Below are 20,628 nucleotides of genomic sequence, written 5' to 3'. Positions count from 1 at the left end.
CATGCTCCCACCTCACCCGGGACCGTCCCACGGCGGGCTCCTGAGCAGCGCGATCGTCCTCCCCGAAGCCCGAAGCCCGAAGCCCGAAGCCCGAAGCCCGAAGCCCAGCCAGGGAGCCGGTCAGCCGGGGGGGGAGCCGGTCAGCCCAGGTACAGCGGGAGCCGCGCGGCGAGATCGCCGAGCTCGGCCCGCTCCGCCTCGGTCGGCGCCCGCCGCCCGGTCCCGACCAGCAGTGCGTCCAGGTCGTGGAAGGCGGCGGGGAACGGGCTCCCCGCGATCCGCTCCAGCAACTCTCGGGACCGGGTGAGCCCCTCGGCCGGCGGCTGCTCCGGGTCCGGCAGGTACGCGATCAGGTCGAGGTGGTGCAACGTCCACTCCAGGACGTACACCGAGAGGTAGTCGGCCACCGTGAGGACCTCGTCGCGGGTGCCGACCCTGGCGGCCGGGTCGGCGAGCAGGGCCGCGCGGCCGGCGGCGGAGCCGACGTCGTCCAGGTGGAACTTGAGCAGGTGCGGCTCCTGGTACGCCGCGGCGAGCCGCACCGTCAGCGCGTCGAGCGGGTCGTCGCCGGTCGGCGGTGTGCCGGAGACCTCCCAGTAGGTCACCGCGTCCCGGGTCGGCTCCTGGCGGGAAGGGGTGGCGAGGGTGATCAGCACGTCCTGGGCGTCGATGACCAGATGGCACACCAGGTCCCGCACCAGCCAGCCCGTACAGCCGGACGGCCGGGCGAAGTCCTCGTCGGAGAGACCGGCGACCGCCTCGCTCAAGGCCGTCCAGGAGCGTGCGAAGAGATCCGCGTCGGCACCGTGATGATCCATCTCGGCAACGTAGTGCGGCGCCGCGGGCGTGGACAAGCGAATTCGGGGCAACCGGCTGGGTAGCGGTGGCATCCGTGAAGCCCGCGACTCCGAGGGGGTGAGCATGGCGGTCCTGCAGAATCCAGGAGTACCGACCCCGACCGGCGAGCTGGTGGAGCAGCAGGTGTCGCCGGTGAACTCGCACACCGAGTGGGATCCGCTGGAGGAGATCATCGTCGGGCGCCTGGAGGGCGCGACGATCCCCTCCGACCACCCGGTGGTGACCTGCAACGTGCCCCCGTGGGCCGGGCGGCTGCAGGGGCTCGCCGCGGGCTTCCGGTACCCACGCGTGCTCGTCGAGCAGGCGCAGCAGGAGATCGACGGGTTCGTCGGCCTGCTGGAGTCCCTCGGCGTCACGGTCCGGCGCCCGGACGCGGTCGACCACCGGCGCCGCTTCGCCACCCCGGACTGGTCCTCACGCGGCTTCTGCAACACCTGTCCGCGCGACAGCATGCTCGTGATCGGCGACGAGATCATCGAGACCCCGATGGCGTGGCCGTGCCGGTACTTCGAGACGCACTCCTACCGCCCGATCCTCAAGGACTACTTCCGGCGCGGCGCGCGCTGGACGGCGGCGCCCAGGCCGCAGCTCACGGACGAGCTGTTCGATCGGGACTTCCGCGTCCCGGAGGACGGCGAGCCCATGCGGTACATCCTCACCGAGTTCGAGCCCGTCTTCGACGCGGCGGACTTCGTCCGGGCGGGACGCGACCTGTTCGTCACGCGCAGCAACGTCACCAACGCGATGGGCATCGACTGGCTGCGCCGCCACCTCGGGCCGGGGTACCGGATCCACGAGATCGAGAGCCGCTGCCGCACGCCCATGCACATCGACACGACGTTCGTCCTGCTCGCGCCCGGAAAGGTGCTGGTCAACCCCGAGTACATCGACGTCGACCGGCTGCCCGCCGTCCTGGACTCCTGGGACGTCCTGGTCGCCCCCGAGCCCGAGCCGATCGACGAGCGGCTGCTCAGGGTCACCTCGATGTGCGGCAAGTGGCTCAGCATGAACGTGCTCATGATCGACGAGCGGCGGGTGATCGCGGAGCGGCACCACACCGGCATGCTGCGCGCGCTGGAGAAGTGGGGCTTCGAGCCGATCCCGTGCGACCTGCTGCACTACGCGCCGTTCGGCGGCTCGTTCCACTGCGCGACGCTCGACATCCGCCGCCGCGGCTCGCTCCAGTCGTACTTCGACTGATCGTGCTTGACCGACGGTAACTGACCGACCGTAACTGACCGACCGCACTCCCCTCAGCCGCTCCGGGGTGTCGTCGGCCGCTGTCCCGCCGCGAGGGCGGCCAGCTCGTCCGGCGTTCGCGGGCCCGGCGCCGACTCGGCCAACACACCCTGGGCGCGGAGGAGTTCCGCCGCGGCGGCGCCCCACGGCAGCCGCAGCCCCGCCTCCCGGAGGAGATCGGTGCGGGCCAGTGCCGTCGGCGCGGGCCCGGTGCGGACGCCGGACGGCGTGAGGAGCGCCGCGTCGTCGGCCCAGCGCAGGGCGAGGTCGACGTCGTGGGTGGCCATCACGACCGTGGTGCCCCGGGCGCGGAGCCCGTCGAGCGTGTCGAGGAGCCGTTCCTGCCCGTCGGGGTCGAGCCCGGCCGTCGGCTCGTCGAGGACGAGGACCCGGGGCCGCATGGCGACCGCGCCCGCGATGGCGGTCCGCTTGCGCTGCCCGTAGGAGAGCAGATGGGTGGGCCGGTCGGCCAGGGCGGCGATGTCCAGGGCGTCGAGCGCCTGAGCCACCCGCGCCCGCACCTCCGTGTCGTCCAGGCCGAGGTTCAGCGGCCCGAACGACACGTCCTGCTCGACGGAGGCCGCGAACAGCTGGTCGTCCGGGTCCTGCACCACCAGCTGAACGGTCGTGCGCAGCCGGGTCAGGCCCTTGCGGTCGTACGTCACCGGCTGCCCGTCGACCGTCAACCGGCCCCGGTGCGGCTGCAGTCCGCCGCTGAGCAGCCGCATCAGCGTGGTCTTGCCGCTGCCGTTGCGGCCGAGCAGCGCGAGCGCGCGCCCCTCGCGGATCTCGAAGTCGAGGCCGCTGAGCACGGCCGGGCCGTCCTCGTAGGCGAAGGACGCGCCCCGCAGGGCGACGAGGGCGGCCTCGCTCATGTCAGCGGCCTTTCCAGCACGAAGGTGAGCACCGCCAGCGCCGCGAGGAGCGCGCAACTGGCCGTGGTGAAGCGGACGGAGACGCGGGCCTCGGGCACCAGGACGCGCAGGGTGCCGTCGTAGCCGCGCCCGGCGAGACCGGCCTGGAGGCGGGCCGCCCGGTCGAAGGCCCGGACGAACGCGGTGGCGCCCAGCCCGGCCAGGGACCGCCACTCCGCGGCCCGGCCGGTGTGCCCGAGCCGGGCGGCCTGGGCGTCCCGGACGCGGCGCACGGAGTCCAGGAGCAGGAAGCTCATCCGGTACGTCACCAGGGCGACGTCGACGACGGGCGCGGGCACGCCCGCCTGCACCAGGCGGGGCAGCAGGTCGGACATCGGCGTGGTGAAGGCGAACAGCAGCACGCCCAGGGAGGCCGCCGAGGTGCGCAGCAGCAACTCCCCGGCCCGCACCGGCCCGTCACCGGCGAGGGAGACGAAGCCCTCCGGCCCACCGACCTGGACGAGCAGGGGGAGCGCGCCGGTCACGCAGAAGCCGAGCGGCACCCGGTAGGCCCGCCACAGCCGTCGGCCGGGCACACCGGCCGGCCCCAGCAGCAGGGACAGTGCCGCCACGAGCACCAGGGCCGCGCCCGGCCAGGGCGGCAGCGAGATCGCCAACACGGTGAGGCCGAGTCCGAGCACGGCCTTGTCCACGGGGTGGCGGCGGCGCCAGCGGCTGCTGTGCGCCGCCGCGTCGATCGGCAGCACGCGGCTCAGGCCCCGTCGGCCGGGGACTTTCCGGGGACGCCCACGGCGTCCGCGTCGGCGGCCTGCTGACGGGCCGTGGCCCGTTCCTCGCCCTGGCGCCGGCCGCGCCGCAGGCCGAAGTAGTAGGCGAGGACGCCCGCGCCGATCGCCGCCTGGAGGGCGAACAGCGCCGACTCGATCTCCGCGGACGGCGGCTCGTACAGCGGCGTGAACCAGGGCTCGTAGTCCGGGTCCAGCTCCGTGATCGCCGTCTCCGCCTGGGCGTCGGCGCCGGTGAACGGCTCTTCCTTGTGGTCGCCGAGGCCGAGCGCGAGCGGCAGCACGGCGAGCGCGGCCACGACGAGCAGCAGCACCAGGTTGATCTTCGTGTTCCGGTTCATCGGGCCACCGCCTCCGTCTCGGTCCGCGACCGCTTCCCGGCGAGGAGCACGCCCAGCCGGGTCAGCTCGCCCTTGCTGGACTGCACCAGCAGCCGCATCACGAGGACGGTCAGCAGGCCCTCGCTCACCGCGAGCGGGATCTGCGTGACGGCGAAGATGGAGGCGAACTTGCCGAGCGCGCCGAGGAATCCGCTGCCCGGGTCCGGGAAGGCGAGCGCCAGCTGCACGCTGGTGACGCAGTAGGTGGACAGGTCGGCCACGAACGCCCCGCAGAACACGGCCGCCATCAGCGGCACGTCGTACCGCCGCAGCACCTTGTAGACGGCGTATCCGGCCCAGGGCCCGACGATCGCCATGGAGAAGACGTTGGCGCCGAGCGTGGTGAGGCCGCCGTGCGCCAGCAGCAGCGCCTGGAAGAGCAGGGTGATGGTGCCCAGGACCGCCATGATCGGCGGGCGGAACAGGATGGCCCCCAGCCCGGTGCCGGTGGGGTGGGAGCAACTGCCGGTGACCGACGGCAGTTTCAGGGCGGACAGGACGAACGTGAAGGCGCCGGAGGCACCGAGGAGCAGTGTGCTCTCGGGGTGCTCGCGCACTTCACGGGTGAGCGACCGGACTCCGTGGACGACGAACGGCGCCGACGCGACGCCCCAGGCGACCGCGTGCGCCGGAGGCAGGAAACCCTCGGCTATGTGCATGGCTCAGCAGACCCTCTCCAGCACCTCGTGGATGGTTGACGCGCCTTGGCCGGTCTCCTGGCTGACGGGTACCACCGCCCGTGCTCCGCCTTCCCGGGTCCTTCAGGACCCAGTGGCTGCCCGTGAGGGCCGGAGCCGGACTTCCCGATTCACAGTGGCGAGGGCCGCACCGGCATCACACCGGATTTCCCGTTCACCAAGGCGTGGTGACAATAAGGCCGGGATAAGGGCGATGACAAGCCACGCAGGGGGCGCGTGTGGGGGCGCCCGCTCGCACACCGGCGCATGCCGCCGTGGATCCGCGCGAGACGGGCGGCGCCCCGGGCGCCGGATGGTCCCGCGCCGGCGGCGGTGGTCGCGTACGGCAACGCCACCTCCTCCGCCCGGCTCGCCGGCGGGCCGTGTCAGTCGTTGCCCCCGTCGTCCCCGTCGTCGTCGCCGTCCCCGACCGGCCGGACCTGGCGGGGCTTCTCCTGCCGCGGCTGCTCCGCCTGTTGCGGTGCGTCGGCGGTCGCCTCCTGCGTGGGGGCCGCGGGGCTCGGAGTGGGAGAGGGGGGAGCGGTGGACGGGGACGGAGTCGTGGGCGGAGTGACATCGGCCACGGTGCCGGCGGCCGGAGCCGTGTCCGTGCCCGGGGCGGAGGAGAGGGGCGAGGCGGAACCGCCGGAGGGGGTGGCGGCCGGGCTGCTCGCGGTCGGTGACGCGTCGGGTTCCGTGCCCTCCGTGGCCGTGTTGTCGGGGGAGAACCAGAGCATGCCGGCGAGCATCGCGGCGAGGAAGAGGGCCGCCCCGGCGATCGTCGCGGCCGCCCGCCGCCGGTTGCCGAGGCCGTCGCGGGGCGCGGAGCGGCGCGCGCGCCCGGCGTGGGGCGTGCGGGTGGTGTGCAGGGCGGGGGCGCCCGGCAGTGCGTAGGTGGTGACGCTGCGGGGCTCGGCCGGCGCGTACGGCGCCGGCGCGGAGGACGGCACCGGCGACGCGGCCTCCGGCAGTGGCTCGGGCAGCCCCCGCCAGGCGCCGCCGGCGAACCACTCGGCGGCCTGCTGGGCCGAGGGCCGGTCCTCGGGCTGCTTGGCGAGGAGTCCGAGGAGGTAGCTCTCGAACGCCGGCGGCAGATCCGCGACACCGAGCTCGCGGGGCGGCACCGGGGCGCTGTCGAGGTGCTGGTGGAGGAGCGCGACGGCGGTGTCCGCCTGGAACGGCGGGCGGCCGCTGAGAAGCTGGTAGAGCACGCACCCCAGGGAGTACATGTCGGAGGCGGGCCCCGCGGGCTGCCCCAGGGCGCGTTCGGGCGCGAGGTAGAGGCCGGTGCCCACGATCTGTCCGGTGGCGGTGAGCGCGGCGCCGGGATCGTCGAGGAAGCGCGCGATGCCGAAGTCGCCGATCTTCAGGGTGCCGCCCGCGTCCAGCAGCAGGTTGGCGGGCTTGATGTCGCGGTGGACGATGCCCTGCGCGTGCGCGGCGGCGAGCCCGGCGGCGGCCTGGGCGGCAAGATCGGCCACCCGGCCTGCGGGGAGCGCTCCCGACGCGGCCAGCACCCCGGCGAGGCTGTCGCCCTCGACCAGCTCCATCACCAGGTACAGCCGGTTGTCGTACTCGCCGAAGTCCAGCACACCGACCAGGTTCGGGTGGTTGAGACGCCCGGCGGTCTGGGCCTCCAGGCGGAACCGGGAGGCCGCCGTGGCGTCGGTGTCCTGGGGCAGCAGCAGCTTGACGGCCACCGCTCTGGCGAGCGTCTCGTCGTACGCACGCCAGACCTCTCCCATTCCACCGCGCCCGATCTCAACTTCCAGCCGGTAGCGGCCCGCTAGCAGCACTCGTCCTCGTCTCATGCGTGTGGGAAGGTCGTCGCCGCAGGCCGAACTCCCCGCGTTCGCGCGGGGATTGGTGGGGGGTGCCGCAGCCGACCCAGGATACTGGCGCCGGATGATCAGTGTGCTCCCCGGCGGTGACCCCGCACGGTACGTCCCGGAAAGCCCGGGGGCGCGTTGTCGCTCCCGGGAGTGACGCTCCCGCCCGCGCGGTTGCCGGGCCCGCGTCTGCGGCGTCATCCGAACGACCGGCCCTAGGGGGTGTCCGCGGGGCCCGTCCGCTCCTCCCGGCGCGGCAGCAGCGCCACCGCCAGGGCCGGTACGGCCGCGAGGACCAGCCAGGGCACCGCGGCGGGCAGGTCCGGGTCGAGCAGGGAGCCGGTGGCGGCGCTGCCGACGAGCACGATCAGGCCGGAGACGGAGGACAGCGCACCCATGTACAGGCCGAGCCGGCCCTCCTCGGCGAGGTCGGGGACCCAGGCGCGGGCGGCGGGCACGACCAGCATCTGCCCCACGGTGAGCAGCACGACGAACCCGGCGGCCGGCAGCAGCCCGGCGGTGCCCGTCCACCCGGCGGGGCGGGCGGCGGCCACCACCGCGAAGCCGGACGCGATCAGCAGCAGCCCGGCGGTCATGGAGCGGCGCAGGTCGAGCCGGTCGCCCGCCCAGCGGGTCACCGGGAGCTGGGCGAACACCACGAGCACCGAGGACAGGGCGAACAGCCAGGACAGCGGCGCCTGGGAGCCCGCCGCGCGCTGCACCTCGTCCGGCAGGGCCAGGTACAGCTGGTTGTAGGCGAGCAGGTACGTGCCGTACGCGCAGCACAATGCCAGGAAGCGGCGGTTGCGCAGCAGCGCGCGCACCCCGCCCCGCTCCCGGACGCGGACCCGGCCCGGGATGTGCTGCGGCATCAGCCACAGGTGCCCGGCGAGGACGAGCACGAAGACCGCGGCGCCGGCCAGGCACGCGGTGCGGAAGTCGACGGCGAGCAGCAGCGCGCCGAGCAGCGGTCCGACGAAGGCCCCGGCCTGCCCCGCCACGCTGAACAGGGCCAGCACCCGCGTGCGCGAGCCGTGCCCCTCCTCCTCCCAGACCACCGCCTGGCGGGCCACCTCGGACTCCACGGCGGGGGAGAACAGCGCGGCGGCGAAACCGATCACCAGCACCGCCCCGATCACGGCCCAGGTCGCCTCCGCGTACCCGAGCCACGCGAACCCGGCGATGCGCAGCACGCAGCCGGCCAGCACGACCGGCCGCACGCCCCACCGGTCGACGAGCCAGCCGCCGACCACGAACAGCCCCTGCTGGCTGAAGGTCCGCAGCCCGAGCACGAACCCGACCAGCCAGCCCGCCATGCCGATCGCCGTGCCCAGGTGCTCGGCGAGGAACGGCAGGACGGCGTAGAAGCCGATGTTGAAGGCGAGCTGGGTGAGGATCAGCAGCCGCAGCAGCGGGGACAGGTCCTTCCAGAGCCGCCAGGTGCTCTCGCGCGGGGCGCGGGGACTGCGCGGGGCCTTGGACGGACGGGCGGTTCGGCGGGGGGCGCGGGAGATGCGGTGGGTCATCGTTCTTCTGTCGGTGAGGGGGACGTCGGTGAGGAGGACACGGGGACGAGGAGGGCGTCGGGGTGGTTCCGCCGAGGGCCCGGGGCGGGGTCGACCGGCTCCCCGGGCGGTGCGGCCGGGCCGCCGGGCCACGCGCGCCGCCGGGGCAGCCGTACGCCGCCCGCGGCCGTCACCGCGAGCGCCCCGAGCAGGGCGAGCACGGCGGCGGGGAAGAGGACGGCCCAGGGGGCGCGCTCGGCGTACGGCTGGTTCTCGGCGAGCAGCAGGCCCCACTCGGGCGACGGCGGCTGGGCGCCCAGGCCGAGGAAGCCGAGCGCCGCGAGGCTCAGTGCGACGCCGGGCAGCCGGATCAGCGCGTGCCGGGTCACCGGCGGCAGCACGGCGGGCAGCAGCTCGTGCCACAGCAGGTACGGGCGCCCCGCGCCCAGCGCGCGGGTGGCGGCCAGGTGTGTGGTCGCGCGCTCCTGGCGCAGCAGGGAGGAGGTGTGCGCGGCCAGCGGGGCCCAGGCCACGACGCCCACGGCGAACGCCGGTGTCCAGGAGCCGCTGCCCGCGACGCCGGCGACGAGCAGACCGGCCAGGACCGGCGGTACGGCGCTGACCGTGTCCACCAGCGGCCCGGACAGCCTCGGCAGCAGCCCCAGCAGCAGGCCCGCGAACAGCGCGGCGGCACTCACCGCGAGGGCGGTGCCGAGGGTGGTCAGCGCGCCGTGGGAGACCCGGGCGAGGACGTCCCGGCCGAGCGCGTCCGTGCCGAACGGGTGTGCCGCCGAAGGGGCTTGCAGCCGGCCCAGGGCGTCCAGGGCGACCGCGTCACGGGGCAGGCCGAGGCCGATGACGGCGGCGAGCAGCGCCCCGTACAGCAGGGGCAATGCGCGCGACACTCGCCGGCCGGGCGGGTGCGGGGAGCGCAGGGCGCCGTCGCGCAGCGCGGGCCCGATCAGCAGCCGGGCCGTGAGCCGGGCGAGGATCCCGGCGGCGGCCGCGAGCAGGACCAGCGCGAGCGTGCCGGTCTGCAGGACGGGCAGGTCCTGGGCCAGGGCGGCCTGCAGGGTGAGCCGGCCCAGGCCCGGGATGTCGAAGATCTGCTCGACGGCGACCGACCCGCCGGTCAGACCGACCACGAACAGGCCCAGGTTCGGCAGCAGCCCGGGCACGCAGCGCCGCACCGCCTGCCGCGCCACGGACTTCGGCGGTACCCCGCGCGCCGCCGCGGCCAGCGCCCACGGCTCGGCGAACGCGCCGGGCAGCAGGTCGTCCAGCATCCGTCCGAGGACCGCCCCGGCGGGCAGACCGAGGGCCAGCGAGGGCAGCACCATCCACTGCGGCCCGTACCAGCCCAGGGCGGGCAGCCAGCCCAGCTGTACGCCGATCACGGAGGCCAGCACCGAGGCGACGAGGAACTCGGGCAGGGCCGCCAGCACGGCGGACGCCGTGCCGCCGGGGCGGCGCGTACCGAGCCGGCCCCGCGAGCCGAGCCGGAGCGTACGGGCGCACACCGCCGCGGCCGTGCCCCCCGCGACCACGAGGGCCCCTGCCATCAGCAGCAGTGACGCGCCGAGGGCCTGCAGCACACCGGGCAGCACCTCGGCGCCGGACACCCACGAGGTGCCCGCGTCCCCGTGCAGCAGACCGCCCAGCCAGCGGCCGAGCAGCGCCGGTGGGCCGTCGTCGAGGCCGAGTTGGTCGCGGACGGCCCGCAGCGTCTCGGGTGTCGGGTCGCGGTCGGCCGAGCGGGCCTTGAGCACGGTCAGCGCCGGGTCGGTGCGCGACAGCCACGGCAGCAGCCCGATCGCGCCCACCAGGGCGGCCGTGAGCACGGCCCGCCACAGCAGCGTCGGGCCCCCGCCCCGCGCGAGGACGCGCAGGGCGGCGAGGCCCCTGGTCACGGAGGAGGTCGTCGACACCACTGCGCTCAGGCGAAGGGGATCTCGAAGTGCACGACCCCGCTGCCCCCGCCGGGGACTTCCTCCCGCTCGTCGCACAGCACCTTGCCCAGCGCCCGCCACAGGCCCATGGCGCCGGGTGAGTGCGGATACGTGTGCAGATAGACGGACCGGTAACCGCCGTCGGCCCGCGCGAACTCCAGTAGCCCCTCCACGAGTTGCCGGGCCAGGCCCCGCCGCCGGTGCTCGGGGCGCACGTACACCCGCCGCAGTTGCGCGGTCTCGCCCGAGGGGAACCGCTCGGCCAGCCAGCGCGGGTTGGGCGGATGCGCCGGCCCGCGCGCGTCCAGCGCCGCCGTGGCCGCCACCGTCCCGTCGCGCTCGTCCACGGCCACCAGGAGCGTGTGCCGCGGTGGCGCGACGTAGAACGACACCGGGTCGATGATGTCGGCGTGCCAGCGCGGCACGTACCCCGTGTCGAAGTCCCGGTACACGGTGTCGAGCATCACCACCCGGGCCCCGTCGATGTCGGCTGCCGTGGCTTCCCTGATGCTGTAGTCACGCATTTGCGCATCATATGCAAGAAGGTTTTCGGCCCGGACCGGGGGCCGCCGACGCCCATCAGCCCATCAGCGCGTCGCCCTCAGCCCGAAGGGGCCCGCCCGTGTCTCTCACCGCCCCCACGCAGCCCGCGGTCGACGCGCCGCCGCTGTGCCTGCGGCATCCGGCACGGCTCGCCGTTGCGAGGAGCCCTGGCCCGTGCCCGACGGGGCGCTCGACGCGCTGCTGCCGCCCTGCACCGAGTCGTACCGCTACCTCGGTTCCACCACCACCTGTCCCTACGCCACCGGCGTGCGCTGGACGGTGCTCACCCACCCGGTGCAGGCGTCCGCCGCCGCGCCGGCGCACTACCGGAGCCTCTTCAGGCAGGGCAACGCCCGTGCCGTGCAGCTGCTCGGGGACCGGTGCATCGCCGGGGATTGCCACCGCTGGTGGTGACGCGGCCGGCTCAGCCCTCCGCCGGGGTGAGCACCACGAAGTCCGCGTTCGCCGGGTCGAGACAGACGGCCAGCCGGCCGACGCCCTCCGCGTCCTCGGGGCCCATCTGCACGCTGCCGCCGTTCTCCCTGACCCTGGCCACCGCGGCGTCGCAGTCGTCGACCGCGAAGACCGGGTGCCAGTACGGGTGTCCGTTCGCCAGCGAGAGGTTCTCCTTGCCCAACTCCATGAGACCGCCGTGCATCCGCTCCTCGGGCAGGCCCGCGGGGGTGATGAGGGTGTACGTGCCCCCGCCGCCGGGCAGCGGCATGTCGCTGAACTGCCAGCCGAAGAGCCCGCCGTAGAACTCCTTCGCCGCCGCGGCGTCGCTCGTGTACAGCTCAACCCACGACAGCGAGCCCGGCTGGTCCACCAGTTCCATGCCCCGGTTCGTCCCCGGCTGCCAGACGGCGAACTGGCCGCCCAGGGGGTCGCTGAACTGCGCCATGCGGCCCCACTCGTCGAGGTCCATCGGCGCCACCCGCACGGTGCCGCCCGCCTGTTGCACGGCCTGGGTCGTGGCGTCCGCGTCCGTGACGCAGTAGTAGAGCATCCAGGCCGAGCGGGCGCCCTCCTCGGTGAGCTTGCCGAGTCCGGCGACGATCTTGCCGTCCTTCTTGAACATCCCCCCTTCGAAGTCCTCGCTCTCGCCCATGGACTCGTACTCCCAGCCGAGCACCGCGCCGTAGAAGGCCGCGGCGGCCGGGACGTCCGGAGCGCCGAGGTCGAGCCAGCAGGGGGAACCGGGGGCGTACTCCGTGGTGATCATGGTGATGCATCCCTTCCGCGGGTCCTGTCTGCCCAGCGTGGCACCGGGCACTGACACTCGCCCGTCGGCCGCGTCCCCGGTGGACCGGTCGGTGCGGCCCGGTCGCCCCACGGCCGTGGAAAAATCAGGCCCGTCGCCCGGCCGGGTGGTGGATCTGTTGCGGTGAGGGTGGTGGGCGGCGTGGTCGCCGACTGGGAATGGGACGAGACGTTGTTCTCGGGGACCGCCGCCTACTACGAGCGGGGGCGGCTGCCGTACGCCCCCGGACTGGCGGACGCGCTCGCCGAGGCGCTGCGGCTCGACGGGCGGGGGCGCCTCCTCGACGTGGGCTGCGGGCCGGGGATCATCGCGCTGCGCCTCGCGCATCTGTTCGGCGAGGTCGTCGGCGTGGACCCGGACGGGGGCATGATCGCCGAAGCCGCACGCGGAGCCGCCGACCGGGGCGTCGCGGACAAGTCCCGGTGGGTGCGGGCCCGCGCGGAAGCCCTGCCGGCGGGGCTCGGCACGTTCTCCGTCGCCGTCTTCGGCCAGTCCTTCCACTGGATGGACCGCGACCTGGTCGCGGCGACCGTCCGCGCCATGCTCCGGCCCGGCGGTGCCCTCGTGCACATCTCCGACCTGAAGACGGAGGCCCGGACCGTCGACGGCCTGCCGCACCCGGCGGTCCCCTACACGGCGGTCGACGAACTGGTCAGGCACTACCTGGGGCCGGTGCGGCGAGCGGGCCGCGGGGTGCTGCCGGGAGGGACGCCGGGCGGAGAGGCCGAGGTGTTCGCCCGGGCGGGCTTCACCGGCCCCCGGCGGCTCGTCGTGCCGGGCGGGCAGGCGCTGGAGCGGAGCGTCGACGACATCGTCGCCTGGGTGTTCTCGATGTCGTTCTCGGCTCCGCACCTGTTCGAAGGGCGCCGGGATGCCTTCGAGGCGGACCTGCGCCGGCTGCTGCGGGAGGCCTCCGCGTCGGGCCGGTTCTCCGAACGGGGCCCGAGCACGGAGGTCTTCGTGTGGGGGAAGGGCCCGTCCGCGGGCTGACCGGCCGGGGGCGCGTCAGTGGACGGACAGCCCGCCGTCGACGAAGACCGACTGCCCGGTGACGTAGGACGCGGCCGGGCTCGCCAGGAAGACGGCCGCGCCCGCGAAGTCCTCGGCCAGGCCGTTGCGCCCGATCAACGTGCGGGCGGCGAGGGCGGCCACCTTCTCCGGGTCCGACGACAGCCGCGCGTTGAGCGGTGTCATGACGAAGCCCGGCACCAGCACGTTGCAGGTGACGCCGCGCGGCGACCACGCCTCGGCCTGGGATCGCGCCAGCGCCTCCAGCCCGCCCTTGGAGGCGCCGTAGGCGCCGCTCTGGACGAACGCCCGGTGCGCCTGCTGCGAGCTGATGTGCAGGATCCGCCCGTACCCGCGCTCCGCCATGCCGGGGCCGAAGCGCTGCCCCAGCAGGAAGGGCGCCTCCAGGTTGACGGCCATCGTGGCGTCCCAGACGTCCTCGGTGAGCTCGTCCATCGGCGGACGCAGGTTGATGCCGGCGCTGTTGACGAGGATGTCGGGCTCCCCGAACGCCTCGACCGCCCGCTCGGCGGCCGTCCGCACCCCCTCGCGCGTGCTCAGGTCCGCGCTGACCCGGGCGGCGCGGCAGCCCTGAGCGGTCAGTTCCTCGACCGTCGCGGTCAGGCCGGCCTCGGTGCGGGCGACGACCACGACGCTCGCCCCGGCCCGCGCGAGGGCCCCGGCGATGGCGCGGCCGATGCCGGAACTGCCACCCGTGACCACCGCGACCCGGCCCTCCAGGGAGAACAACTCGGAGAGATAGGCCTGCGTCTGCCGGGTCGACCGCGGCGGCTGTGTCGTCATGGCGAGCACTCTAGATCGTTTTCCTCACTCCTGGTGCTATACCCGTGGGGGGTATATGGCCCGGAGTCATGGACCACACCACTCACGAACCTGCGAAGCACACACACGGGGCGGCGTCCTGGGGGACCGCCGTGAAGGCGACGCTGCACTGTCTGACCGGGTGTGCGATCGGCGAGATCCTCGGCATGGTGATCGGCACCGCGCTGGGATGGGGCAACCTGCCCACCATGGTGCTGGCGATCGGGCTGGCGTTCCTCTTCGGCTACTCGTTCACCCTGTTCGCGGTCCTGCGGGCCGGCCTCGGACTCGGGGCGGCGATCAAGGTCGCGCTGGCCGCGGACACGGTCTCGATCACGGTGATGGAGTTCGTCGACAACGCGATCATCGCCCTGACCCCGGGCGCGTTGGACGCCCATCTGACGGACACGCTGTTCTGGTCGGCGCTGCTGGGCGGATTCGCCGTCGCCTTCGTGATCACGACCCCGGTCAACAAGTGGATGATCGGCCGGGGCAGGGGTCACGCCGTCGTCCACGCCCACCACTGACGGGACGGCGTCCACGCCCGCCACTGACGCGACGGCGTCCGCGCTCAGCCCCCGCGCGTCCGGTGCTCAGCCCTTGAGCAGGCGTACCTGCCCGTCGGGGAGCTTGGGCCACCAGTGGTGGTAGCGGCGATAGACCTCGCTGTCGCGGCCGGACAGCAGGCGCGTCAAGGACGCGGCCTCCGCGGCGAGTCCGTCCCACGCGGCGGGCGGCAGTTCGTGGAAGGCCGTGGCCTCGATGCCGCCGTCCACCGCGCGCCACACGCCGGCGACCCGGCCGTCGACCAGCAGTGTGGGCAGCACGTCGCCGTTCACCCGGATCGCCAGACGGCGATACTCCGGCGGAATCACCCGGCTGCGGTCGGCGTGGGCCAGCAGAACGCTGTCCCACATGGCCATGAGCCGGGGCGGAGCCGGAGTGTCCGCGGGCGGCCGCGGGGCGCCCGGCACGTCGTACAGGACGGTCCCGTCCGGGCCCGTCAACTGCTCCACGGCGTCGGCCAGCGCGTGCAGCGCCTGCCGCACCGGCTGCCGCGGCACCATGGCGAACTGCGCCACGTCCGCCACCGACGCCGGACCGAAAGCCCGCAGATGGCGCAGGACCAGCTGTCGCAGCGACTCCGGCACCGTCACCCGCCCCCGGAGCGGGGGACCGGTCCGCGCCGCCGTGAACGACGCCCGGGGGCCGAAGGACCACGGCCCGCCGGTCGGGACGTGGAACAACGGCGCGTACGCCTTCAGCCCCCACCACGCGCCGGCCTTCTTCTCGCTCCCGACCCGCTTCTCCAGCCACTCCTGCAGCTCCGCGGCCGTCCGCGGCCGGTCGGCGAAGTCCAGCAGCTCCGGGACGAGCGCCTCGCCGTCGGCCGGCGTGAGGCCCGCCCCGGCGAACCGGTGCCCGAGGCGTGCGGCGTACAGCGTCTGCTGCATCGCCTCCCGGAACACCTGGTAGTCGTCCGCGTGGACCGCGTGCAGTGTGATCCGCATCAGGGTCGCCCTGACCACCGTCCCCCGCGCGAACGCGGCGTCCAGCTCGGCCGGATCGAAGTCGGCCAGCCGGTTCCACAGGGCCAGGTACGGCGAAGCGGCATGCTGCGCCTGGAGCGCCACCACACGCCGCACGGCCTCCCCGGCCTCCCTCACCTCCCGGCCCAGCAGCAACTGCCGTCCGAGGGTGGCCCGGTTGAGCTCCTGCGCGGTGATCTCCACGCCCCGGATTCTGCCGTGGCCCGACCGGAGGCACCGGTTCCTCGGCAGTGGCCTGGATCACATCTCGCGGATTGAGTGAACGGCCGGGGCGATGTTCGTACTCATGGGCGACGGGGGCGGGGCCGGATGCGAGGATGAGGCGCCATGACAGCTGGGCGGTGTGCTCGCGCGATACGGGCCGCGGTGTTCGCGGCCGTCTGTGTCGTGCTCGCAGCCCTGGGCCACGTCATGATGTCCGGCGACCACGTGCCCCTGCCGGCCCTGGTGGCCGGCTGGGCCGTCACGGGTGTGGCGGGCTGGTGCCTGGCGGGCCGCGAGCGCGGCCTGCGGCTCGTGGTCGCCGTCGCCGTGGCCGTCCAGACGGCCCTGCACTCGGCGTTCTCGCTCGCACCGCGGGCGCCGGGCACCGGGCCGGCGACCGACGCGTCCTCCCCGGGCGCCCACTCCATGGACATGGGTGCCATGGGACACGGCACGGCATCCATGGAGTCCATGTCCCAGCACATGGGGCACATGGGGCACACCCCCGGCGGGGACTCCTCCCTCGGCATGCTCGCCGCCCACCTCCTGGCCGCCCTGCTGTGCGGACTGTGGCTGGGCCACGGCGAGCGGGCCGCCTTCCGGCTGCTGCGCGCCGTGGGCGGCCGGCTCGCCGCGCCCCTGCGGCTCCTGCTCGCCCCGCCGACGCCGCCGCCCCCGCCCGTGCGGGTCGGGCGGCCGTCTTCGGACCGGGCGCCGCGCCTCTCCCTCCTCGTCCACGCGATCACCTCCCGGGGGCCACCGGCGGGGGCCGCTGCCGCCTGACGGCAGCCGGTCATCCCGGGGCGGCCCGTGTGCGCCCCGGTCTCGGTCGTTCCCCCGTACGCCAGTGCGCCAGTACGCCGGTGCGCCAGTACGCCGCGCTGCCCGCGGCAGCCAGGGCCGTGCCCGGCCCGCGCAGGCCGTACGGGGACGACCGCATCCCCGCTCACCGGACCACACGCCGGACGCGCACGCCGGACCCCCAGGGTGCCGGCGTGCCCGCCCGCGCGCCCGTGGTCCCGGACCCCCGAGAAGGACATCAGGTGATCACTCCTGCCCCGCCCCTCGTCACCGCGAGACCGGCCACGGCCGACGAGTCCGCGACCGCCTGGGCGCTGGCCGCCCGGGGCGGTGACGCCGTGGCCGTCGACCGGTTCGTGCGCGTCCTGCACCGCGACGTCATCCGCTACGTCGCCCACCTGTGCGCCGATCCGCAGGCCGTGGACGATCTCGCGCAGGACACCTTCCTGCGGGCGCTGGCCGGCTTGCACCGGTTCGAGGGCCGCTCCTCGGCCCGCGCCTGGCTGCTCGCCATCGCCCGGCGTGCGGTGGCCGACAACATCCGCCGCAGCGCCGTACGCCCCCGCCCCGCCGACCTGCCGGACTGGGAACGGGCGGTCGAGCACGCCCAGCCGTGCGGCCTGCCCGGCTTCGACGACGGCGTGGCGCTGCGGGAACTGCTGGCCGGGCTGCCGGAGGAGCGGCGCGAGGCGTTCGTCCTCACGCAACTGCTCGGACTGCCGTACGCGGAGGCCGCCGAGCTGAGCGACTGCCCGGTCGGCACGGTGCGCTCCCGCGTGGCCCGCGCCCGGGCCACGCTCATGACCCTGCTGGCCGAGGCGGAGGAGGCCCGGACACCGGTGTCATCCCCGCCGGCCGCGGCCTGACGCCGCGCGAGCGGCAGGCGCCCCCTGCCGCTCGCGCCTTCTCTCCCACCGGCAGCGGCGGCCGTAGCAGCACTCGGGCCCCGCTCGTGACGCGGAGCCCGACGGGTCAGTCCTGCCAGTCCAGCTGCGGCTCGGGGATTCCGATGGAGCGCGCGTAATCCTGCGCCTGTCGGCGGCCTTCCGCTTGCTTGCGCGGATAGCGGAAGACCTTGTCGGCGTTGCTCGGCCAGACGTTCGGCGGCAGTGGGGGCCCGCTCGGCAGCAAGGCGCGGCCGGGTGGAACTCAGGCGAGCGTGACCTCCACCGGCAGCTTCTTGATCCCGTTGACGAAGTTGGAGCGCACGCGCGGGACCTCACCGGCCAGGCGGATGTCCGCCAGGCGCGGGATCAGCTCCTCGAACATGATGCGGATCTCCGTGCGGGCCAGGAGGTTGCCCAGGCACAGGTGGGGGCTGCCCTTGCCGAAGGTGATGTGGTCGTTGTCCCGACGGGTGACGTCGAAGCCGTAGGGGTTGCCGAAGACGTCCTCGTCGCGGTTGCCGGAGGCGAACCACATCACCACCTTGTCGCCCTCCCTGACCTGCTTGCCGCCCAGCTCGACGTCGCGCGTGGCGGTGCGGCGGAAGTGGTAGACGGGGGACGCCCAGCGCAGGAACTCCTCGACGGCGACCGGGATCAGGGAGGGGTCCTCCTGGAGGCGGGCGAGCTGCTCGGGGTGCTGGATGAGGGCCAGCATGGAGTGGGAGATGGTGTGCCGGGTGGTCTCGTTGCCGGCGACGACGAGCAGCAGGAAGTAGTTGTCGAAGTCCTGCGGGGAGAGCGGCACCCCGTCGCGGGGCGTCGTGTTGACGAGACGGGAGATCAGGTCCGTGCCGTCGCCGCCGCGCCGCTGCCGGGCCAGTTCGCGGCCGTACTCGAAGACCTCCAGCGAGGCGGGGGAGCGGAACGGCAGATCGCGGTACCGCTCGCTCTCCTCGCTGTGCAGCAGGACGTCCGCGTAGTCGGGGTCGGTGTGCCCGATGATCCGGTTGCCCCAGTCGATGAGCTTCCGGTTGTCCTCCGGCGGCACGTCCAGCAGCCGGGCGAGGACGTTGATGGGGAAGTCCGCCGAGACGTCCTCGACGAAGTCGAAGCGGCCCTTGGCGAGGGCGGTGTCCAGGGTCCTCGCGGTCAGGCCGCGCAGGAAGTCCGTGTAGCCGCTGATCACGCTCGCGCCGAACTGCCGCTGGATCAGGCTGCGCAGCGCGCGGTGCCGGACCCCGTCCAGTTCCAGGATCGAGGCGCGTTTCTTGATCTGGTCGTCGTCGACCTCCTCCAGGTTGACGAACCTCGTCGACGTGAAGGTCTCGGCGTCGCGGTCCACCCGGACGATGTCCTGGTGCCGGGTCACCGCCCAGAACCCGGAGTTGGGCGCCTCCTCGGGCTGCCAGTGCACCGGGTCCGCGTGGCGCAGGGTGTGGAACATCCGCCAGGGGGTGACACCGTCGGTGAAGCGGTCCAGGTCGGTCAGGTCCACGTCGGCCAGGGGCAGCGGCTCGCGCACGGCGTCGGGCAGGGTATCGGTCGTCATCGGCGTGCTCCTCGGCGTCACAGGGGGCGTCACAGGTGGTAGGCGTACTCGGTGAACTCCCAGTCCGTGACGTGCCGGTGGAAGCGTTCGACCTCGTCGCGCTTGTAGGACAGGAAGGACGTGGTGAAGCCCTTGCCGAGCAGGTCGGTCAGGGAGGTGTCCGCCTCCAGCGCGTCCAGCGCGGTGGACAGGGTCTGCGGCAGGACGGCCGAGCGGGCGGTGTCGTAGCCGTAGCCCTCCAGCGGGGCGGGCGGCTCCTCGCCGGCCAGGACACCCAGCAGGGCGGCGGCCGTCGTGGCGGCGATCGCCAGGTAGGGGTTGGCGCTCGCGTCGCCCAGGCGCAGTTCGAGCCGGGCGCCGGAGCCCCGCTCGGGCGGGATGCGCACCATGGCGCTGCGGTTGTCCAGGCCCCAGTCGATCAGCCAGGGCGCGAGCGTGTCCGGGCCGAAGCGTTTGTAGGAGTTGACCGTGGGGTTGAGCAGCGCGGCCAGGGCGGGTGCGTGCGCGAGGACACCGGCGACGGCGTGCCGGGCGGTCGCGGACAGCCCGTACGCGCCCGACGGGTCGTCGAAGGCGTTGCGGCCCTCCTCGTCGTCGCAGGACAGGTGGAGGTGGAAGCCGGAGCCGCCCGCGTCGTTGAAGGGCTTGGCCATGAAGGTGGCCAGCCGGCCCTCCTTCCGCGCCAGTTCCTTGATCGCGGCCTTGAAGCGGAAGGACCGGTCGGCGGCCGACACGGCGTCCGAGTGCGCCAGGTTGATCTCGATCTGGCCGCCGTCGAACTCGTGGTTGCCGCTGATGGCGCCGACCTTCAGGTCCCGCACGTGGCGCAGGGTGCGCAGCAGGTGGTTGTCCGGGTCGGCGCGCAGCCCGGCGGTGTAGACGACCCCGGGGTCGGGTGCGTAGCGCCGCCAGCCGCCCGACGGGTCCGGGTCGCACAGGAAGTACTCCAGCTCCGGCCCGACCACCGGCCGCAGTCCGTGCTCGGCGCACCGGGCGAGGACCGCGCGCAGCAGGTCGCGGGGCGACTCGGGGGCGGGCGCGCCGGTGGCCGGGTCGACGACCTCGCCCAGGCAGGCGGCCACCCCCGGCTCCCAGGGCAGCGGTACCAGCGTGTCGAGGTCGGGCCGGACGCAGATGTCCGGCAGCCCCGCGTCGAGCCCGCCGCTGACCGGGACCACATCGCCCTGCGGGCTGGTGTGGTAGACGGCCCGGCAGAACGCCAGCCCGTGCTCGCACGCCCGGGGCAGTTCCTCCAGCAGCACGTCACGCGCCCGGTCGGTGCCGATCAGATCGGGATAGGTCACCCGGACCACGTCGATGCCGTCGGCGGCCAGCCGGTCCATGTGGCGGCGGACTTCTTCAAGGTCGTGAGCGCTCACCGTTGTCTCCTCGGGCGGACGTCGGGACACCTCCGGGACACGGGGCCGGGGAGGCGGGTGGCGTGGGAGTGAGCGGCCGGGGCGCGGCGGAGCCAGGACCGCCCGGTTCTCGTTTGACGCCAAACGGTAGGGGTGAGGAAGGGGGTCCGCAAGAGGGCGGGGGCAAGAATTTATCCATCCGGATAGCTATTGACCAGCCCCCTGTCCCTGCCTACCTTGTTTGAAGCCAAACGAGTTCGGGGCGCGGATCACCGCACCCCGTTGGCCGGGGCCCGGCCCCTTCCCGCCGGGCCCCTTCTCCCTTCCCCTCGACGCCCTCACCTCCAGGAGGACCGGCCATGAAGGTCGTCGTCGACATGAACAAGTGCCAGGACCACGGCCAGTGCGTCTTCGCCGCCCCCGACGTCTTCCGGCTGGACGACGACGGCCGCCTGGCCTACGTCCCCGACCCGGACGACGCCCTGCGCGACGAGGTCGAGGAGGCCGCGGACGTCTGCCCGCTCCAGGCCATCCGGATCGAGGACTGA

General features: G+C 74.1%; 21 protein-coding genes and 1 riboswitch. Of the genes, 7 read left to right on the top strand and 14 right to left on the bottom strand.

Features of this window, described 5'->3' with window-relative positions:
- Nucleotides 1-140 precede the first annotated feature (140 nt).
- The gene (locus ACSUPV_RS02655) at nucleotides 141-818 is read right to left on the bottom strand and encodes a maleylpyruvate isomerase N-terminal domain-containing protein (RefSeq protein ID WP_436946828.1); all 678 of its coding nucleotides are present in this window, start codon (nucleotides 816-818) and stop codon (nucleotides 141-143) included.
- 103 nt (nucleotides 819-921) lie between these two features.
- Here ACSUPV_RS02655 and ACSUPV_RS02650 point away from each other — a divergent pair, with 103 nt between their 5' ends.
- Nucleotides 922-2,058: an amidinotransferase gene (locus ACSUPV_RS02650; protein ID WP_382608786.1), complete on the top strand. Its 1,137-nt coding sequence runs from the start codon at nucleotides 922-924 to the stop codon at nucleotides 2,056-2,058.
- A 53-nt stretch (nucleotides 2,059-2,111) separates the two neighbouring features.
- Here ACSUPV_RS02650 and ACSUPV_RS02645 read toward each other — a convergent pair whose 3' ends face one another.
- The 8 genes from ACSUPV_RS02645 to ACSUPV_RS02610 form a co-directional block, all read right to left on the bottom strand.
- Nucleotides 2,112-2,972 carry an energy-coupling factor ABC transporter ATP-binding protein gene (locus tag ACSUPV_RS02645; RefSeq protein WP_037764356.1) on the bottom strand — a complete coding sequence of 287 codons (861 nt, stop codon included), beginning with the start codon at nucleotides 2,970-2,972 and terminating at the stop codon, nucleotides 2,112-2,114.
- Complete coding sequence (gene cbiQ, locus ACSUPV_RS02640; protein ID WP_031117656.1) at nucleotides 2,969-3,718, bottom strand: cobalt ECF transporter T component CbiQ; 750 nt, start codon at nucleotides 3,716-3,718, stop codon at nucleotides 2,969-2,971. The genes ACSUPV_RS02645 and cbiQ overlap by 4 nt, the downstream gene beginning before the upstream one ends.
- Before the next feature lie 5 nt (nucleotides 3,719-3,723).
- Nucleotides 3,724-4,098: an energy-coupling factor ABC transporter substrate-binding protein gene (locus ACSUPV_RS02635; protein WP_037764353.1), complete on the bottom strand. Its 375-nt coding sequence runs from the start codon at nucleotides 4,096-4,098 to the stop codon at nucleotides 3,724-3,726.
- Complete coding sequence (locus ACSUPV_RS02630) at nucleotides 4,095-4,796, bottom strand: energy-coupling factor ABC transporter permease (RefSeq protein WP_031117658.1); 702 nt, start codon at nucleotides 4,794-4,796, stop codon at nucleotides 4,095-4,097. The genes ACSUPV_RS02635 and ACSUPV_RS02630 overlap by 4 nt, the downstream gene beginning before the upstream one ends.
- A gap of 30 nt (nucleotides 4,797-4,826) precedes the next feature.
- A riboswitch (cobalamin riboswitch) is annotated at nucleotides 4,827-5,012 on the bottom strand.
- Between the two features lie 188 nt (nucleotides 5,013-5,200).
- On the bottom strand, nucleotides 5,201-6,625 hold the full coding sequence (locus tag ACSUPV_RS02625; RefSeq protein WP_436946827.1) for a serine/threonine-protein kinase: 1,425 nt from the start codon (nucleotides 6,623-6,625) through the stop codon (nucleotides 5,201-5,203).
- Between the two features lie 233 nt (nucleotides 6,626-6,858).
- Nucleotides 6,859-8,169, bottom strand: coding sequence for an MDR family MFS transporter (locus ACSUPV_RS02620; protein ID WP_382608778.1), 1,311 nt, complete (start codon nucleotides 8,167-8,169; stop codon nucleotides 6,859-6,861).
- Nucleotides 8,166-10,058, bottom strand: coding sequence for an ABC transporter permease subunit (locus tag ACSUPV_RS02615; protein ID WP_382608776.1), 1,893 nt, complete (start codon nucleotides 10,056-10,058; stop codon nucleotides 8,166-8,168). Before ACSUPV_RS02615 ends, ACSUPV_RS02620 begins: the two co-directional genes overlap by 4 nt.
- A gap of 26 nt (nucleotides 10,059-10,084) precedes the next feature.
- Entirely contained in the window at nucleotides 10,085-10,621 is a 537-nt protein-coding gene (locus ACSUPV_RS02610) for a GNAT family N-acetyltransferase (RefSeq protein WP_382608773.1), read from the bottom strand.
- A 193-nt stretch (nucleotides 10,622-10,814) separates the two neighbouring features.
- Between ACSUPV_RS02610 and ACSUPV_RS02605 the strand changes: the two genes are divergently transcribed.
- Complete coding sequence (locus ACSUPV_RS02605; protein ID WP_382608771.1) at nucleotides 10,815-11,054, top strand: carbonic anhydrase family protein; 240 nt, start codon at nucleotides 10,815-10,817, stop codon at nucleotides 11,052-11,054.
- Nucleotides 11,055-11,064: 10 nt separating this feature from the next.
- Here the strand turns inward: ACSUPV_RS02605 and ACSUPV_RS02600 are convergent, their stop codons facing one another.
- Nucleotides 11,065-11,862, bottom strand: coding sequence for a VOC family protein (locus ACSUPV_RS02600; protein WP_037764345.1), 798 nt, complete (start codon nucleotides 11,860-11,862; stop codon nucleotides 11,065-11,067).
- Nucleotides 11,863-12,042: 180 nt separating this feature from the next.
- Here ACSUPV_RS02600 and ACSUPV_RS02595 point away from each other — a divergent pair, with 180 nt between their 5' ends.
- Nucleotides 12,043-12,891, top strand: coding sequence for a class I SAM-dependent methyltransferase (locus ACSUPV_RS02595; protein WP_382609274.1), 849 nt, complete (start codon nucleotides 12,043-12,045; stop codon nucleotides 12,889-12,891).
- A gap of 15 nt (nucleotides 12,892-12,906) precedes the next feature.
- Here the strand turns inward: ACSUPV_RS02595 and ACSUPV_RS02590 are convergent, their stop codons facing one another.
- On the bottom strand, nucleotides 12,907-13,713 hold the full coding sequence (locus ACSUPV_RS02590) for an SDR family NAD(P)-dependent oxidoreductase (RefSeq protein ID WP_037764932.1): 807 nt from the start codon (nucleotides 13,711-13,713) through the stop codon (nucleotides 12,907-12,909).
- 68 nt (nucleotides 13,714-13,781) lie between these two features.
- Between ACSUPV_RS02590 and ACSUPV_RS02585 the strand changes: the two genes are divergently transcribed.
- On the top strand, nucleotides 13,782-14,258 hold the full coding sequence (locus ACSUPV_RS02585; RefSeq protein ID WP_436946826.1) for a DUF4396 domain-containing protein: 477 nt from the start codon (nucleotides 13,782-13,784) through the stop codon (nucleotides 14,256-14,258).
- Nucleotides 14,259-14,324: 66 nt separating this feature from the next.
- Here the strand turns inward: ACSUPV_RS02585 and ACSUPV_RS02580 are convergent, their stop codons facing one another.
- Nucleotides 14,325-15,464, bottom strand: coding sequence for a winged helix DNA-binding domain-containing protein (locus ACSUPV_RS02580; protein WP_382608767.1), 1,140 nt, complete (start codon nucleotides 15,462-15,464; stop codon nucleotides 14,325-14,327).
- Between the two features lie 144 nt (nucleotides 15,465-15,608).
- Here ACSUPV_RS02580 and ACSUPV_RS02575 point away from each other — a divergent pair, with 144 nt between their 5' ends.
- Both ACSUPV_RS02575 and ACSUPV_RS02570 read left to right on the top strand, forming a co-directional pair.
- Complete coding sequence (locus ACSUPV_RS02575; RefSeq protein ID WP_037764343.1) at nucleotides 15,609-16,268, top strand: hypothetical protein; 660 nt, start codon at nucleotides 15,609-15,611, stop codon at nucleotides 16,266-16,268.
- A gap of 260 nt (nucleotides 16,269-16,528) precedes the next feature.
- The gene (locus tag ACSUPV_RS02570; protein WP_382608762.1) at nucleotides 16,529-17,152 is read left to right on the top strand and encodes a sigma-70 family RNA polymerase sigma factor; all 624 of its coding nucleotides are present in this window, start codon (nucleotides 16,529-16,531) and stop codon (nucleotides 17,150-17,152) included.
- 283 nt (nucleotides 17,153-17,435) lie between these two features.
- Here ACSUPV_RS02570 and ACSUPV_RS02565 read toward each other — a convergent pair whose 3' ends face one another.
- Both ACSUPV_RS02565 and ACSUPV_RS02560 read right to left on the bottom strand, forming a co-directional pair.
- The gene (locus ACSUPV_RS02565; RefSeq protein ID WP_436946825.1) at nucleotides 17,436-18,722 is read right to left on the bottom strand and encodes a cytochrome P450; all 1,287 of its coding nucleotides are present in this window, start codon (nucleotides 18,720-18,722) and stop codon (nucleotides 17,436-17,438) included.
- A gap of 29 nt (nucleotides 18,723-18,751) precedes the next feature.
- Nucleotides 18,752-20,101, bottom strand: coding sequence for a glutamine synthetase family protein (locus ACSUPV_RS02560; protein ID WP_382608760.1), 1,350 nt, complete (start codon nucleotides 20,099-20,101; stop codon nucleotides 18,752-18,754).
- Between the two features lie 338 nt (nucleotides 20,102-20,439).
- Between ACSUPV_RS02560 and ACSUPV_RS02555 the strand changes: the two genes are divergently transcribed.
- Nucleotides 20,440-20,628 carry a ferredoxin gene (locus ACSUPV_RS02555; protein WP_031117673.1) on the top strand — a complete coding sequence of 63 codons (189 nt, stop codon included), beginning with the start codon at nucleotides 20,440-20,442 and terminating at the stop codon, nucleotides 20,626-20,628.

It is taken from the genome of Streptomyces sp. SudanB52_2052 (assembly GCF_964272415.1).
In the GTDB taxonomy this organism is placed as follows: domain Bacteria; phylum Actinomycetota; class Actinomycetes; order Streptomycetales; family Streptomycetaceae; genus Streptomyces; species Streptomyces olindensis.
This window is presented reverse-complemented; position numbering and strand designations above follow the sequence as displayed.